Here is a 16880-nt window from a genome sequence, read left to right as displayed (position 1 = left end):
GAATTTGATGAGTAGAGGGCACCGGAGCCAATGAGGATGAACGACTTGACCAAGAATCTGCTGCTGTGGGTGGTCGTCGCGGTTGTGCTGATGGTCGTCTTCCAGAGCTTCTCGCCGCGGATGGCAGGCGGCGTCGGCCCCGACTCGATCACCTACACCCAGTTCCTGAAGGAAGTGGACTCCGGTCGCGTCAAGTCGGTGGACTACACCGATGAGACCAACCTGGCCGTCAACGCGATCCGCTTCAAGCGCACCGACGGCAGCGAAGCCACCGTGTACGGTCCGCGCGACGACAAGCTGGTCGACGTGCTGTACAGCAAGAACATCGAAATGACCCGCCAGAAGCCCTCCACCGGCCCTGGTTTCTGGTCGTTGGTGCTCAACTTCCTGCCGGTTATCCTGATCATCGGCTTCTGGCTGTTCATCATGCGCCAGATGCAAGGCGGTGGCGGCGGTGCCAAGGGTGCGATGAGCTTCGGCAAGTCACGCGCCAAGTTGCAGGGCGAGGACCAGGTCAAGATCACCTTTGCCGACGTTGCCGGTTGCGACGAGGCCAAGGAAGAAGTCAGCGAGCTGGTCGACTTCCTGCGCGACCCGACCAAGTTCACCAAGTTGGGCGGCAAGATTCCGCGCGGCGTGTTGATGGTCGGCCCGCCGGGTACCGGTAAGACGCTGCTGGCCCGCGCCATCGCTGGCGAAGCCAAGGTGCCTTTCTTCAGCATCTCCGGTTCGGACTTTGTCGAAATGTTCGTCGGCGTCGGTGCGAGCCGTGTGCGCGACATGTTCGAGCAGGCCAAGAAGCACGCGCCGTGCATCATCTTCATCGACGAAATCGATGCGGTGGGCCGTCATCGCGGCGCCGGCCTCGGCGGCGGGCATGACGAGCGCGAGCAGACCTTGAACCAGCTGCTGGTCGAAATGGACGGCTTTGAAGGCGGCGAAGGCGTGATCGTGATCGCGGCCACCAACCGTCCCGACGTGCTGGATCCGGCGCTGCTGCGTCCGGGCCGTTTCGATCGCCAGGTCGTGGTCGGGTTGCCGGACGTCAAGGGTCGCGAGCAGATCCTGCGTGTGCACATGCGCAAGCTGCCATTGGCCGACGACGTGGTGCCGATGGTGATCGCCCGCGGTACCCCGGGTTTCTCGGGTGCCGATCTGGCCAACCTGTGTAATGAAGCGGCGTTGTTTGCGGCGCGCGGTAGCGAGAAGGAAGTCCGCATGGACCACTTCGACCGTGCCCGCGACAAGATCCTGATGGGTGCCGAGCGTCGCTCGATGGCCATGAGCGAGGACGAGAAGACGCTGACCGCGTACCACGAAGCTGGCCATGCCATCGTCGGCCGTCTGGTGCCGGAGCATGACCCGGTCTACAAGGTCACCATCATTCCGCGTGGTCGCGCCCTCGGCGTGACGATGTATCTGCCGGAAGGCGACCGTTACTCGATGAACCGGGTGGCGATCGAATCCCAGCTGTGCTCGCTGTATGGCGGCCGTGTTGCCGAGGAGTTGATCTTCGGTGGCGACAAGGTCACCACCGGTGCCTCCAACGACATCGAGCGTGCGACCAAGATGGCGCGCAACATGGTCACCAAGTGGGGCTTGTCCGACGAACTCGGCCCGGTGGCCTACGGCGAGGAAGAAGACGAGGTGTTCCTGGGCCGTTCGGTGACCCAGCACAAGAATGTCTCCGACGAAACCGCGCGCATGATCGACGAAGTGGTGCGCTCGATCCTGGACAAGGCCTACAGCAAGACCAAGGCGATCCTCACCGAGAACCTGGACAAGCTGCACGCGATGTCGCAATTGTTGCTGCAGTACGAAACCATCGACGTGCCGCAGATCGACGCCATCATGGAAGGCCGCGAGCCGCCGCCGCCGGCCGGTTGGGCCAAGTCCGACAAGGACGGTGGCAACAACAACGACAAGGGCAGCCCGCGTCCGTTGCCGCCGATTGCCGGGCCAGCCGAGCAGCTGTAACGCTACGCATCGGTCAGCTGCAGCAGCATCCATCAAGGCCGGGGAGCGATTCCCGGCCTTGATGCGTTTGGACGCTGACCAACGCAGCTCCCGGCTTCGGTCATTTCGCGGCCTCGGTTGATAATTCATTCGGCAGATCGCAAAACACGCGCGCCACGGCAGCGCGCATCGGTCGCCACCCATCGCAACCCCTGCAGGAGAACCCCACGATGTTCGACACCGCCCTCAAGCTGGATTGCGCCGGTCGCATCCTGCGACTGGATGCGCCGCAGTTGATGGGCATCGTCAATGTCACGCCCGATTCGTTTTCCGACGGTGGCCAGCACGCCACCTGCGAGGCCGCCATCGCACACGGCCTGCGTCTGGTCGAGGAGGGCGCTGCGGTGCTGGATATCGGTGGCGAATCCACCCGCCCTGGCGCGACCCCGGTCGCGCTGGAAGAAGAACTGCAGCGCGTGATTCCGGTGATCGACGCATTGGCGCGTCAAACCAGCGTGCCGATCAGTGTGGATACCTTCAAACCGGAGGTGATGCGCGCGGCCGTCGCGGCCGGCGCCGGCATGATCAACGATGTCTATGCGCTGCGTTCGCCGGGCGCGTTGGATGCTGCATCGGAATTGCGCGTGCCGGTGGTACTGATGCACGCACGCAGCGCACCGCATGCCATGCAGGACGCGCCGCACTACGACGACGTGGTGGCCGAGGTGCACCGCTTTCTGGCCGAGCGCATCTTCGCCGCCGAAATGGCCGGCATCGACAAACGCCGGTTGATCCTCGACCCCGGCTTCGGCTTCGACAAGACCACCACGCACAACCTGACTGTGCTGGCGCAGCTGCAGCGCCTGCAGGAATTCGGCTTGCCGGTGCTGGCAGGGCTATCGCGCAAGCGCAGCATCGGCGAGTTGACCGGCCGCGAACGTGCGGCCGAGCGTGTGCATGGCTCGGTGGCCGCGCACCTGATTGCCGCGCAGCACGGCGCCCTGTTGCTGCGCGTGCACGATGTGGCCGCGACCGTGGATGCCTTGAAGGTGTGGAGTGCGATGTCGGCAATTCCCGTGCCGCGTGTGAGTGCGCCTGCGGTACCGACCATCCGTTGGCCGGACGAGGACTGATGCCGGCCGACCGACGCCCGCTCGCGATCGCGTTGATGGGCCCGACCGCCAGCGGCAAGACCGCGCTGGCACTGGAAGCGGCGCAGCGCTGGAATGGCGAGATTGTCAGCGTCGATTCGGCACTGGTGTATCGCGGGCTGGAGATCGGCGCGGCCAAGCCGGATGCCGCCATGCGTGCAGCCGTGCCGCATCATCTGCTCGATCTGCGCGATCCCTGGCAGATCTATTCGGCGGCGGAGTTCGCTAGCGATGCGCGGCAGGCGATCGACCAGATTGTGGCGCGCGGCAAGCTGCCGATTCTCGCCGGCGGCACCGGACTGTATTTTCGCGCCTTACTGGAAGGGCTGTCGCAGCTGCCCGAAGCCGATCCGCAGGTTCGCTTGACGATCGCAGTCGAAGCCGAACAACTCGGCTGGGCCGCGCTGCATGCACAACTGGCGCAGGTCGATCCGGTCGCGGCTGCGCGTATCCACAGCACCGATCCGCAGCGTATCCAGCGGGCGTTGGAGGTCTACCGCATCAGCGGCAGGCCGATCAGCTATTGGCAGGCGCTACCGCCAGGCCCGCGCCTGCCGGTGCGGGTGTTGAAAGTGGTGCTGGCGCCGCGTGAGCGCGCCGTGCTGCATGCGCGGATCGAACAGCGACTGGATGCCATGCTGGCGCAGGATTTTCTGGCCGAAGTGGAGCGTCTGCGCGCGCTGCCGCCACTGCGCGCGGTTGCCGCGCCGCTGGATCTGCCTGCGATCCGCGCGGTCGGTTATCGCCAGGCCTGGGAGTATCTGGATGGTGCCGGCAGCCTGGCGCAGTTCCGCGAAAAAGCGATCCATGCGACGCGTCAACTGGCCAAACGGCAACTCACCTGGCTGCGTGGCGAGCTCGACGCGCGCTGGTTCGATCCGGAGCGTGACCGCCATCAATTGGAAGCCGCACTTGTCGGCTTCCTCGCTCATCGTCCCGCTGTGCCGCAGGCTTCAGGCGTGTAACATCCCGTTTCCGGGGCCGGCTGGGGATGGCAGGTGTCGACCGGGACAATAAGAACAATAATGAAGAGGAGTTTTCGATGGCTAAGGGGCAATCTTTACAGGATCCATTCCTCAACGCGCTGCGGCGCGAGCGGGTGCCGGTCTCTGTGTATCTGGTCAACGGCATCAAGCTGCAGGGCACGATCGAGTCGTTCGACCAGTTCGTGGTGCTACTGCGCAACACCGTGAGTCAGATGGTTTACAAGCACGCCATCTCCACGGTTGTGCCGGCGCGCAATGTGCGCGTGGGACCGGGCGGTGGTTATGTGCAACCCAATGAAGGCAACCAGGCGGAAGATGACGACGTCGAGCAGTAATGGAGTAGTGCGTGTTTGATCGCTCACGTAAGGGTGAACATGCGCTGTTGATTCAGACCCACTCCGGTGGGCCTGCCGAGGAGGATGTGCTGGAGGAGTTCGCCGACCTTGCAAAGTCGGCGGGCGCCACGATCGCGGCCACGCTCACCGCGCGCATCGACAAACCGAGCCCATCGACCCTGATCGGCAGCGGCAAGCTGGAAGAGGTCAAGGCGGCTGCCGAAGCCACCGGCGCGGATCTGGTGCTGGTCAACCACACCTTGTCGCCGGGTCAGGAGCGCAATCTGGAGCGCTATCTGGAGCGGCGCGTGATCGACCGCACCGGGCTGATCCTGGACATCTTCGCGCAACGCGCGCGCAGCCATGAAGGCAAGCTGCAGGTCGAACTGGCACAGTTGCGGCACATGGCCACCCGGCTGGTGCGCGGCTGGACCCACCTGGAGCGCCAGCGCGGCGGTGCGATCGGCCTGCGCGGCCCCGGCGAAACACAGCTGGAAACCGACCGCCGCCTGCTGCAGAAGCGGGTGGAGCAGTTGCAGCAGCGGCTGGAGAAAGTCGAGGTGCAGCGCACCCAGATGCGCCGCGCGCGCATGCGCAGCGAACTGCCGCGCATTGCATTGGTCGGCTACACCAACGCAGGCAAATCGACGCTGTTCAATGCGTTGACCGGTGCCGAGGCCTACGTGGCTGACCAATTGTTCGCCACGCTCGATCCCACCGTGCGCCGCATCGCATTGCCGGGCGGTAGCGCGATTCTGGCCGATACGGTCGGCTTCGTACGCGATCTGCCGCACCAACTGGTCGCCGCGTTCCGCTCGACCCTGTCCGAAGCACGCGACGCCGATCTGCTGTTGCACATCGTCGATGCGGCCGACCCGTTGCGCGAAGAACGCATCCGCCAGGTCGATGAGGTGTTGCATGCCGTCGGCGCGGGCGATCTGCCGCAGCTGCTGGTGTTCAACAAGATCGACAAGATCGAGGGCGCGCAAGTGCGTCACGATGCACAGGACGGCATCCCCGACCAGGCGCGGCGCGAACGCGTGTGGGTCTCTGCGCGCGATGGACGCGGGTTGGAAGAGTTGCAACACGCACTCGGCCAGCGGCTGGATCTGCGTCATCTGACCGGACAGCTGCGGCTGCCGCCGTCGGCGGGGCGCTTGCGTTCCAAGCTGCATCAGCTGGAAGTGGTGCGTAACGAGCAATCCGACGAGGATGGCTGGTTGCTGGACGTCGATCTGCCGATGGTCGAAGCCGAGCGGCTCGCCGCCAGCGAAGACGGCGCACCGCTGCGCGCGATGCTGCCCGATCGCCGCGAAGACTGGGAATCGTGATCGGCACTGCACAGTCGGGTTGGCTCGACTGTGCACAACGCCCGAGTCGATCCAGCGCGGGCCGAGCAGTACGCCTGCCTTGCGCATATCGCCACTGAACCTCTGCCACGCCGTGGCTGTCCCGTTTCTGCAGCCGCCGCAGACAGATGGGACGAATTGGGCTAAAACGTTCGCTGCCTCTTTATTCCCTTGCCTATGTCCATGTCCGCCGATTTCGAACTGCAGCAGTTGGCCGAAACCCTTGGTCAGCAACTGCTTGCCGCGCGCGAGCGCCTGGTCACCGCCGAGAGTTGCACCGGCGGCTGGATCGCCAAGGCGGTGACCGATGTGGCGGGCTCTTCGCACTGGTTCGATTGCGGCATGGCCGCCTACAGCTACGAGGCCAAGCAGGCATTGCTCGGCGTGCGGCCGCATACGCTGGAAGTGCATGGTGCGGTTAGCCGCGAAACGGTGATCGAGATGGTCTCCGGTGCGCTGGTCAATTCCGGCGCCAGCATCGCCGTGGCGGTGACCGGCATTGCCGGGCCGGGTGGCGGCAGCGAGGACAAGCCGGTCGGCACGGTATGGATCGGCTGGAAGCGTCGTGGCGGTTATGCCACTGCGCAGCTGTTCCAGTTCAACGGCGATCGCGATGCAGTGCGTCGGCAAACCGTGGTTGCGGCGCTGCGCGGTTTGAGCGCATTGCTATAGGTGTGTGATCTGCGCGCCAGCCGCTCTGGTGCATTAGCTGTCTGATGTGTCGCACAAGTGTGATTGCCAACGCCGCGATTCTCGCCTGACGATGCGTGGCATTGTTTTAACGCATGGCTCCAATGCGTATCGAACGATAGCCGCATTCGTCACACGCTCCGCGTGTTCGGTTACCTGCGTTGCTCAGTCTCGTTAACCCGGTAAGGTGTGAAGCCACGCGAACTGCGGCGCTCGCCGTACTGCATCGCCTGCGCGCTTTGTCGGGGGATAAACATGGGTATGGATCAGCAACGTGGCACCACGCTTGCGCTCGCACTTTTTGCGGGCATGCAGGTATCGCCGCTGTGTGCACAGACAACAGCGCAGCCAGATCCAAAGAAGCCGGCAACGCTGGCAGCGCTCAAGGTCACTGCACAAAAGCGCGAGGAATCGCTGCAGAACGTGCCGGTGGTGCTTTCGGTGCTTCCCGAGCAGCTGCTGCAGGACAGCGGCGTGCACGACATCAAGGAGCTGCAGATGCTGGTGCCCGGCTTGATCGTGACCAGCAGTCAAAGTGCAGCGCAAACCACCGCGCGCATTCGCGGCATCGGCACGGTTGGCGACAATGCCGGGCTCGAATCCTCGGTGGGTGTGGTCATCGATGGCGTGGCCCGCGCGCGCAACGGCGTGAGCTTTGCCGACCTGGGAGAGCTTGAGCGCATCGAAGTGTTGAAAGGCCCGCAAGGCACTGTCTTCGGCAAGAACACCTCGGCCGGTGTCATCAACGTGGTCACGCGCCGGCCCAGTTTTACCCGCAGTGCCGATGCCGAAATCACCGCGGGCAACTTTGGCGCGCTCGGGATTGCCGCCGCCTTCAACGATGCGCTGGGCGACACTAGCGCATTACGCGTGTATGCCGCCAGACGGCGTCGCGATGGATTCGAGCAGGTGGTCACCGGCGCTGGCCCGCGCACCGCCACCGACGATGGCGACCAGAATCTGCGCACCGCGCGCGTGCAGCTTCTTTGGGAGCCCACCGACGATCTGGACATCAATCTGGCGGCCGACGTCACCAGCCGCCAGGAAAATTGCTGCGTCACCGTGACCACCGAGCGCGGGCCGACCGCTGCGCTGATCGATGCGCTGACGCCGGGCGGGCAGGGCACCAATGCGCGTGCCGACCCGCAGAGCAGGCGTGCCTACAGCAATCGCAGCACCGCGCAGGAGATTCAGGACAAGGGCATCTCGGCACAGGTGGACTGGACCACCCCGTGGTTGAGCGAGGCGGTGCTGACTTCGATCACCGCAGTGCGCGACTGGAAATCCGTCAACGGCCTGGATTTCGATTACGGCGCTGCAGACATTCTCTATCGCGCTCCGCGCGAAGACGAGATGCTGACCAGGTTCAAGACCTTCAGTCAGGAACTGCGCCTGGCTGGATCGAGTGAGCGTCTCGATTGGATGGTCGGCGCGTTTTACGCAGACGAAACCCTGCATCGCAACGAGTCCTATCGCTTCGGCAGTGCGTACGAGCCGTATCTGTCGAGCGTGCTGCTTGCACGCGTCAATCCTGCGTTGGCCGCACGTGCGGATGCGACGCGTTTTCTCGCCGACGCCACCGGCTTGCCGGCCGGCACGCTGTTCCGCGGCCAGGGTAGCCAGGACCGCTTTCGGCAGGATGGCACCAGCGCCGCGCTGTTCACCAACAACACCTGGCACGCCACCGACGCGCTGGATGTCGTGGTGGGGTTGCGCTACACCTACGAGAACAAAACGCTGCGATCGGCATTTCAGAATCCCGATGGAAGCCCGGCATGTGCCAGTTATTTCGCGCCTAGCGGCCAGGTCGATCCGGCTGCGTTGCGGCGGATCGGTGCGGCGCTGGTGGCGCGTGGTGTGCCCGCATCTGCGGTGCCGTCGATCGCACCGCAAGTGATCGGTTTCACCTGTCTGCCTTGGGCCAATGTTGCCCATGATGGTCGTCGGACCGAGCAGCAACGCACCGAGCGCGAGTGGTCCGGTACCGCCAAGCTGGCGTATCGCTGGAACGATGCGCTGATGACGTATGTGTCGGCGGCGCGTGGCTACAAGGCAGGCGGTTTCAATCTGGATCGCGTGCAGTCCTCCGATGGCCTGTCCAGCGGCGTGCAGGGCATCCTGCCGGTGGATGACACCGCGTTCCCGGGCGAGTTCGTCGACAGCTACGAGCTCGGCGCCAAGAGCACCTGGCTCGGTGGCAACCTGCTGTTGAATGCAGCGCTGTTCTATCAGGATTTCAGCGATTTTCAGCTCAACAACTTTCTGGGGACCAGCTTTGTGGTGCGTGCCATTCCCACCGTTGTGTCGCGCGGCATCGATACCGAAATCCTGTGGCAGGGCGCAGTGCCCGGCCTGATGCTGCAAGGCGGGCTAAGCTATACCGACACCCGCTATGGCGACGATCTCTTACCGGATGCGGATCTGGCGCTGCTGCCGGGCAGCCGTTTGAGTTTTGCGCCGCGCTGGTCGGCCAATCTATCGGTGACCTACGAACGCGCGCTTGGCAATCGGCTCACGGGCCGTTTCAACGTTGGCGCCAAGTACAGCTCCGAATACAACGCAGGCTCGGATCTGGATCCGCAAAAATCGCAACCGGGCTACACCTTGCTCAATGCGCGCTTCGGCATCGGCGCCAACGATAAGCACTGGTTGCTGGAAGCATGGGCAGAAAATCTCGGCAATGAAACCTATCGGCAGATCGTCATCGACGCGCCGCTCCAGGCTGGTTCGTGGAATGCGTTTCTGGGTGCGCCGCGCACGTATGGGGTGACGCTGCGGCTGCGTTATTGAGCCTGTTTCGCCCGACTTCCTGGCAGCGTTACACGGACGCGTTACAGCAAGCACGATCTAACGTGGGCTAAGCCTGATGTTGAGGGAGGCGCGACATCGTCATGCAGATCGGCTACAAACAAGCTCTCGTTGTTGAGCTGCGTGCCGATGCATCTGATTTTCGCCCCTGTGTTGTTTTCGTCCATGCCAGAGGCAGTTGGCAGACGGCTCGCGTCTCTGGATCGCCCGGGCGCCTATTTTCAACCGCCTGTATACACATCTGCCGGTCACTCGATGACCCCACGCGTGCATGATGATGCAGGTGCCTGCATGGCGCCGGGATCGTCTCGGAACACAGCTCCGATGCGGTCGATCTTCGACGACCTGCAACGCGCCGCACCTCCTGCACGCGTGCAGCACCTGGCTGCCGCACACGCACAGGCGGTGCACTGATGTGGGAAGCGCTCGGCACCGTTCGTGACCTCGGACGTCTGCAGGAAATCGCCGCGGTCCTGATTCGTTATGGGTTCGGCGATGTGGTGCGCCGCATTGGCTTGGCCGATGTGCTCGAGCGTGCCGGCAAGCTGTTGCACTGGCATAACGCCGAGGGCCGTTTGCGCATGTCCGCCGCAATGCGCGTGCGGCGCGCCCTGGAAGAACTCGGGCCGACCTTCGTCAAGCTCGGGCAGGTGCTGGCCACACGCGTGGACCTGTTGCCGCAGGAGTGGATCGAAGAGTTGAGCGAGCTGCAAAACGCAGTTCCCGCGCTGCCGTTCGAGCAGATCCGCCCGCAATTGGTCGCAGCGCTGGGCGCGGAACCGGAGAGCATCTTCGCGCGCCTTGACGAGCAACCGTTGGCTGCCGCATCGCTGGCGCAGACCCATCGGGCCTGGCTCGCCGATGGCACACCGGTGGTATTGAAGATCCGTCGCCCCGGTATCGGCGACACCATCGATGCGGATCTGCGCCTGCTCGCGCGGCTGGCGGAGATCGTGGAAGCACGTGCCCCCGACCTGAAGCGCTATCGCCCCGCCGAAGTCGTGCAGCAATTCACCTTGTCCCTGCGGCGCGAACTCGACTTCGCCGCCGAGTGCCGCAATGCCGAACGCATCGCCGCCAATTTCGCCAACGACCCCAATGTCGTGGTGCCTAAGGTGTATTGGGAGTGGACCTGCGAATCGCTGAATGTGCAGGAGTTCATCGACGGCATTCCCGGGCGCGATCTGGCCGCAGTCGATGCGGCCGGCCTGGACCGCAAGGCGCTCGCGCGCACGGGTGCCGGCATCGTGTTCAAGATGGTGCTGCAGGATGGCTGCTTCCATGCCGACCCGCACCCGGGAAACATTTTCTATCTGCGCGACGGGCGCATTGCGGTGATCGACTTCGGCATGGTCGGGCGCGTCTCCGAGCAGCGCCGGTTTCAGGTCGCGCAACTGCTGCACGGCATGGTGAGCTACGACGCCGAAGCGGTCATCGACGTGCTGCTGGAATGGGCCGGCACCAATCTGGATGTGGATGAGTCGCGCTTGCAGCAGGACATCGGCGCCTTCGTCGACGAATATCGTGGCGTGCCGTTGAAGGAACTGCGTATCGGCGCAATGCTTGGCGATGTCACGTCCATCCTGCGCGATCACGGGCTCACGTTGCCATCGGATCTGGCGCTGATGATCAAGGCGTTTCTCACGCTCGAAGGCATGGGCCGCCAGCTCGACCCGGATTTCGATATGGCTAGCGAAGCGCGCCCGTATCTTGAACGCGTGGTGCTGCAGCGTTACGCACCGAGCGCGATGTTGCGGCGCAGCCGGCGTACCGTGACCGGGGCGATCGATCTACTTGGCGATCTGCCGCGCGATCTTAAACGGCTGCTGCAGGCCGCGCGTCGCGGCAAGCTGCAACTGCATGTCGAAACGCGTGCGTTGCGCGAGTTTGGCGAGCAGGTCGATCGTGCCGCCAATCGGCTCACCATGGGCATTGTCACCGCCGCGTTGGTGATTGGCTCGTCGATCGTCATGAACAGCGTCGGCGGCAGTGCCAGTCGCTGGCTGCTGGCGTTGGGTGTCGGCGGGTTCATCGGCGCGGCACTGTGCGGCATCTGGATCCTGTTCTCGATCTGGCGCAGCCGGCGCTAGCGCAGCGGTTCGGCTCCGATGCAGCTATCTGCAACCCATTCGTCGAATCGCCGGCTGAAGTAGCAATCAACAGTTGCGCAGGCGTCAGTTAGTAGTAATACTACTAACCATGGAACTCACCGATACCCAGCAAGCAATCCTGGCCTTGATCGCCGAGCGCATCGACGCCGATGGCGTGCCGCCCTCGCAAACCGAGATCGCGCGTGCGTTCGGTTTCAAGGGCGTGCGCGCAGCGCAGTACCACCTGGAGGCGCTGGAACAGGCGGGTGCGATCCGTCGTGTTCCCGGTCAAGCGCGTGGCATCCGCCTGGCCGGGCGGGGCACACAGTCGCGCACACCACCGGCCAGCGAGCCTGTCCGCGATGACGTATTGCGTCTGCCAGTGCTGGGCCGCGTTGCAGCGGGCCTGCCGATCGGCGCGGATATCGGCTCGGATGACTTCGTGGTGCTGGACCGGGTGTTCTTCTCGCCCTCGCCGGACTACCTGCTGAAAGTGCAGGGCGATTCGATGCGCGACGAAGGCATCTTCAACGGCGACCTGATCGGTGTGCATCGCACCCGTGACGCGCGCTCGGGGCAGATCGTGGTCGCCCGGATCGATGAAGAGATCACGGTCAAACTGCTGAAGATCGGGAAGGACCGTATTCGGCTGCTGCCGCGCAACCCTGACTACGCGCCGATCGAAGTGTTGCCGGATCAGGATTTCGCGATCGAGGGCTTGTATTGCGGGCTATTGAGGCCAAATCGTTGAGCAGTGCGCCGATGGGCGTGCTGGCTTTTTCCCGAGCCGGCACCGCAGGATTTCCCGCTGCCACCGCACTGCCCGCATCCCTAATCTGAGTGTGTCGCCGCCAGTCTCAGCCTGTGCGATACACCACCGCTACATTTGCCCTACACCGAAATCACTGACAAGGATCACCCAGATGGATGAGAACAAAAAGCGCGCCCTTTCCGCAGCACTGAGCCAGATCGAAAAGCAATTCGGCAAAGGTTCGGTCATGCGCATGGGCGACCGCGCCATCGAGGCGGTCGAAGTCATTCCAACCGGTTCGTTGATGCTGGATATCGCACTCGGCATCGGTGGTCTGCCCAAGGGGCGCGTGGTCGAAATCTACGGGCCGGAAGCCTCGGGCAAGACCACCCTGACCCTGCAGGCGATCGCCGAATGCCAGAAGAAGGGCGGCACCGCAGCCTTCATCGATGCCGAGCATGCGCTGGACCCGATCTATGCCGCCAAGCTGGGCGTCAACGTCGACGACCTGCTGCTGTCGCAGCCCGATACCGGCGAGCAGGCGCTGGAAATCGCCGACATGCTGGTACGTTCGAGCTCGGTGGACATCGTGGTGGTCGACTCGGTCGCCGCGCTGACCCCGAAGGCGGAAATCGAAGGCGAGATGGGCGACCAGTTGCCGGGTCTGCAGGCACGTCTGATGAGCCAGGCGCTGCGCAAGCTGACCGGCAACATCAAGCGCTCCAACACCCTGGTGGTCTTCATCAACCAGCTGCGCCACAAGATCGGCGTGATGATGCCGGGCCAGAGTCCGGAAGTGACCACCGGCGGCAATGCGCTGAAGTTCTACGCCTCGGTGCGTCTGGATATCCGTCGTATCGGCGCGATCAAGAAGGGCGATGAAATCATCGGCAATCAGACCAAGATCAAGGTGGTCAAGAACAAGCTGGCGCCTCCGTTCAAGCAGGTCGTGACTGAAATCCTCTACGGCGAAGGCATCAGCCGCGAGGGCGAATTGATCGATATGGGCGTGGAAGCCAAGCTGGTCGAGAAGGCGGGCGCCTGGTACAGCTACGGCGAAGAGCGCATCGGGCAGGGCAAGGACAATGCGCGTACCTATCTGCGCGACAACCCGCAGGTTGCGATCAAGCTGGAAGCCGAGCTGCGCGAGAAGTTTCAACCTGCCGAAGCGCCGCGTGAAGCCGGCGACGACGCCGAGAAGGAATAAGCGATCAGAGCAGCCAGAAGAACCTGGCGGATAGCTGTCAGATAGGTGGGGCGGTACGCAGGAAGCGCAGGCGACGGGTGGTAGGTGCTCGTCTCTAACGCTGGCCGCACCTGCCTGACAGCAGCGCAACAGGTTTTGATGGCCGCTCCAAAGTTTTTTTTCTATCGCGGGGACGGTGGAGTCAGTGCCGCCGCGCTTCGCGGTAGATCTATCGAAGGCCAGGAGGGCAGGCGCCATGGACGGCGCATCGGTTGAGCAGTGATTTGGTGATTCAGGACACCTCACGATGGACGAGCAAGAGCCCGCGCCAAAGCGGGGACGCCGGTTCAAGGAGCAGACGCCGGTCCAACGCGCACTCGGATTGCTGGTGCGTCGCGAGCATTCGCGCAAAGAATTGAACCGCAAGCTGTTGGCACGCGGCATAGAGCCGGAAGCTGCCGAGGCTGCCGTAGAGCGTCTCGCTGGTGAGGGCTGGCAGGACGACACCCGGTTTGCGGCGTCGGTCGTTCGTAATCGTGCAGGCTCGGGCTACGGTCCACTGCATATTCGCGCCGAACTCGGAACCCATGGCCTGGATAGCGAGGCCATCAGTGCTGCAATGGCGACCTTTGAAGGCGATTGGACCGAAAACGCACGCGATCTGATCCGTCGCCGGTTCGGCGAGCAGGGCCCGGTGGATCTGCCGCAGCGGCGCAAGGCCGCTGATCTGTTGGCCCGGCGTGGTTTTGATGGCAACAGCATTCGTAGCGCCACGCGCTTCGACCTTGAGGACTGAGGGCGTCAGGCCTGCTACCCTTTGTGGTTTAAGGTTGTTCCGCTCGTCTGCGCCCACATTCATTGGGTGACCGGGACCGCCGCCCGCCCAATGCCAGCACATGAACGCACCTGCCAAATACAGCACTTCCCAGATCCGTAGTGACTTCCTCGCCTTCTTCGAAGGCAAGGGCCACACCATCGTGCCGTCCGCACCGCTGGTGCCGGGCAACGACCCGACCTTGCTGTTCACCAACTCGGGCATGGTCCAATTCAAGGACGTCTTTCTCGGCGCGGAAAAGCGCAGCTATGTGCGTGCTGCCGACGTGCAGCGCTGCCTGCGTGCCGGCGGCAAGCACAACGATCTGGATTCGGTGGGCTATACCGCGCGCCACCACACCTTCTTCGAAATGCTCGGCAATTGGTCGTTCGGCGATTATTTCAAGAAGGACGCCATCAGTTGGGCCTGGGAGCTACTGACCCAGGTCTGGAAGCTGCCGGCCGACCGCCTGCTGGTCACGGTCTACCACACCGACGAAGAAGCCTTCGCGTTGTGGCGCGACATGATCGGCATCCCGGAAAGCCGCATCGTGCGCATCGGCGACAACAAGGGGGCGCCATATGCCTCCGACAATTTCTGGCAGATGGCCGATACCGGTCCATGCGGCCCGTGCACCGAGATCTTCTTCGACCATGGCGATCACATCGCCGGTGGTCCGCCAGGTTCGCCGGACGAGGATGGCGATCGCTTCATCGAGATCTGGAATCTGGTCTTCATGCAGTTCGATCGGCAGCCCGATGGCACCTTGATTCCGTTGCCGGCCCCGTGTGTGGATACCGGCATGGGTCTGGAGCGTCTCGCCGCGATCCTTCAGCAAGTGCATACCAATTACGAAATCGACGTGTTCCAGGCGTTGATCGGCAAGGCCAGCGCGCTGACCGGCGTTGCCGATCTGGAAAACAAGTCGCTGCGGGTGATCGCCGATCACATCCGCGCCTGTTCGTTCCTGATCGTCGATGGCGTGCTGCCCTCCAATGAAGGTCGTGGCTATGTGTTGCGCCGGATCATCCGGCGTGCGCTGCGCCATGGCTGGATGCTCGGTGTGCGCCAGCCGTTCTTCAGCAAGATGGTGCCGACCCTGGTCGAGCTGATGGGTGAGGCCTATCCGGAGCTGGTGGTCGCTCAAGCGACGGTCGCGCGCGCCTTGCTGGCCGAGGAAGAGCGCTTTGCCGAAACGCTGGACGCCGGCATGAAGATCTTCGACGACGTCGCTTCGCGCTCGCAGGAGGTCATTCCCGGTGCCGATGCATTCCGTCTGTTCGACACCTACGGATTTCCGGTCGATCTGACCTCCGACATCGCGCGCGAGCGCGGCTTGCGTGTGGACATGGAGGGCTTCGAGTTCGCCATGGAGCGTCAGCGCGAAACCGCGCGTGCCGCAGGCAAGTTCGGTGGTGGCGTCGCATTGCCGGCCGATCTGGTCGCTACGATGTCGCCGACAGTGTTTTTGGGCTACGAAGCCTACGACGCCGATGCGCTCAAGGTCGTTGCGTTGCTCAAGCAGGGCCGTCCGGTCGAACGCGCCGACGCCGGTGACGAGGTCATCGTGTTCACCGACCGCACACCGTTCTATGCCGAGTCCGGTGGTCAGGTCGGCGATAGCGGTCAACTGAGCGGGACCGGTGTCTCCATCGACATTGCCGACACGCAGAAGTTTGCGGGGCAGTTCCATGGTCATGTGGGGCGCATCACCGAAGGCGCGCTTGCGCTGGGCGATGTGCTGTCCGGTGGTATCGACGTGCAGCGTCGCGGCAAGACCATCCTCAATCACTCGGCCACGCATCTGCTGCATGCGGCCTTGCGCGAAGTGTTGGGCACGCACGTCCAGCAAAAGGGATCGTTGGTCGCGCCGGACCGTCTGCGTTTCGACTTCTCGCATTTTCAGCCGATCACTGCCGAAGAACTCGCCGTGATCGAACGCAAGGTCAACGCCGAGGTGCGCACCAACCACAGTGTGGAGGTGCACAACATGGCCATGCAGGAAGCGCTGGATTTCGGCGCGATGGCGTTGTTTGGCGAGAAGTACGGCGAGAACGTGCGTGTGCTGAAGATGGGTGGGTATTCGACCGAACTCTGCGGCGGCACCCACGTCACCCGCACTGGCGATATCGGCCTGTTCAAGATTACCTCCGAGGGTGGTGTGTCTTCGGGCGTGCGCCGTATCGAAGCGGTGACCGGGCAGGGCGCGCTGGACTACGTGGCCGACGAAGAGCGTCGTCTGCTTGAGGCCGCTCATCTGCTCGGCGGCAATGCGACTGAAGTCGTCGACAAGGTGCGCGCGCTCACCGAGCGCCAGAAGCGTCTGGAGCGTGAGCTGGAGTCGCTCAAGGCCAAGCTCGCCTCGGGTGCGACTGCAGATCTGGGCGCCAGTGCTGTCGACGTGGCCGGAGTCAAGGTCATCGCAGTGCGTCTGGAAGGCTTCGACGCCAAGGCACTGCGCGATGCGATGGATCGGCTGAAGCAGCAATTGGGCGATTCGGTGATCGTGCTAGCGGGCGCATCTGCCGGCAAGGTCGCGCTTGTAGCCGGCGTGAACGGTAGCCCAACTGGTAAGGTGAAGGCAGGGGAACTCCTCGGCCATATCGCCAGTCAGATCGGGGGCAAGGGCGGTGGCCGTCCGGATCTCGCCCAGGGTGGTGGCGAGGACGGGCCCGCCCTTGCGACCGCGCTTGACGGCGTGCACTCCTGGGTCAAGCAACACTTGGGCTGAACACTTGTCCTGCCATGCCTTGCTGGCTGGCAG

The 16880-nt window shown here is 63.6% G+C and carries 12 protein-coding genes; all 12 read left to right on the top strand.

Features of this window, described 5'->3' with window-relative positions; all coding sequences use genetic code 11:
- The first annotated feature begins 36 nt into the window (after positions 1 to 36).
- The 12 genes from ftsH to alaS all read left to right on the top strand — a co-directional run bounded on the left by ftsH (position 37) and on the right by alaS (position 16847).
- On the top strand, positions 37 to 1977 hold the full coding sequence (gene ftsH, locus AC1KVG_RS17440) for an ATP-dependent zinc metalloprotease FtsH (protein WP_006453305.1): 1941 nt from the start codon (positions 37 to 39) through the stop codon (positions 1975 to 1977).
- A 209-nt stretch (positions 1978 to 2186) separates the two neighbouring features.
- Positions 2187 to 3089 carry a dihydropteroate synthase gene (gene folP, locus AC1KVG_RS17435; protein ID WP_481095225.1) on the top strand — a complete coding sequence of 301 codons (903 nt, stop codon included), beginning with the start codon at positions 2187 to 2189 and terminating at the stop codon, positions 3087 to 3089.
- The gene (miaA, locus tag AC1KVG_RS17430; RefSeq protein ID WP_481095224.1) at positions 3089 to 4072 is read left to right on the top strand and encodes a tRNA (adenosine(37)-N6)-dimethylallyltransferase MiaA; all 984 of its coding nucleotides are present in this window, start codon (positions 3089 to 3091) and stop codon (positions 4070 to 4072) included. Before folP ends, miaA begins: the two co-directional genes overlap by 1 nt.
- A gap of 77 nt (positions 4073 to 4149) precedes the next feature.
- Positions 4150 to 4428 carry an RNA chaperone Hfq gene (gene hfq / locus AC1KVG_RS17425; RefSeq protein WP_043889764.1) on the top strand — a complete coding sequence of 93 codons (279 nt, stop codon included), beginning with the start codon at positions 4150 to 4152 and terminating at the stop codon, positions 4426 to 4428.
- An 11-nt stretch (positions 4429 to 4439) separates the two neighbouring features.
- A complete protein-coding gene (gene hflX, locus AC1KVG_RS17420; RefSeq protein ID WP_023903748.1) occupies positions 4440 to 5759 on the top strand; it encodes a ribosome rescue GTPase HflX in 1320 nt (439 codons plus the stop codon).
- Positions 5760 to 5954: 195 nt separating this feature from the next.
- Positions 5955 to 6449, top strand: coding sequence for a CinA family protein (locus AC1KVG_RS17415; protein ID WP_023903749.1), 495 nt, complete (start codon positions 5955 to 5957; stop codon positions 6447 to 6449).
- Between the two features lie 273 nt (positions 6450 to 6722).
- Positions 6723 to 9257: a TonB-dependent receptor gene (locus AC1KVG_RS17410; RefSeq protein WP_481095223.1), complete on the top strand. Its 2535-nt coding sequence runs from the start codon at positions 6723 to 6725 to the stop codon at positions 9255 to 9257.
- Positions 9258 to 9688: 431 nt separating this feature from the next.
- Positions 9689 to 11365 carry a 2-polyprenylphenol 6-hydroxylase gene (gene ubiB, locus AC1KVG_RS17405; RefSeq protein ID WP_481095222.1) on the top strand — a complete coding sequence of 559 codons (1677 nt, stop codon included), beginning with the start codon at positions 9689 to 9691 and terminating at the stop codon, positions 11363 to 11365.
- Positions 11366 to 11474: 109 nt separating this feature from the next.
- Positions 11475 to 12116, top strand: coding sequence for a transcriptional repressor LexA (lexA, locus tag AC1KVG_RS17400; RefSeq protein WP_006453297.1), 642 nt, complete (start codon positions 11475 to 11477; stop codon positions 12114 to 12116).
- A 172-nt stretch (positions 12117 to 12288) separates the two neighbouring features.
- Positions 12289 to 13323, top strand: coding sequence for a recombinase RecA (gene recA / locus AC1KVG_RS17395; protein ID WP_006453296.1), 1035 nt, complete (start codon positions 12289 to 12291; stop codon positions 13321 to 13323).
- Between the two features lie 286 nt (positions 13324 to 13609).
- Positions 13610 to 14098, top strand: a complete 489-nt coding sequence (gene recX, locus AC1KVG_RS17390; protein WP_023903754.1) for a recombination regulator RecX — start codon at positions 13610 to 13612, stop codon at positions 14096 to 14098.
- Positions 14099 to 14198: 100 nt separating this feature from the next.
- Positions 14199 to 16847, top strand: a complete 2649-nt coding sequence (gene alaS / locus AC1KVG_RS17385) for an alanine--tRNA ligase (protein ID WP_481095221.1) — start codon at positions 14199 to 14201, stop codon at positions 16845 to 16847.
- Positions 16848 to 16880 lie beyond the last annotated feature (33 nt).

It is taken from the genome of Xanthomonas sp. NCPPB 3959, assembly GCF_056675575.1.
The sequence above is the reverse complement of the archived record's forward strand: the minus strand, read 5'-3'. Positions and strand labels throughout refer to the sequence as shown.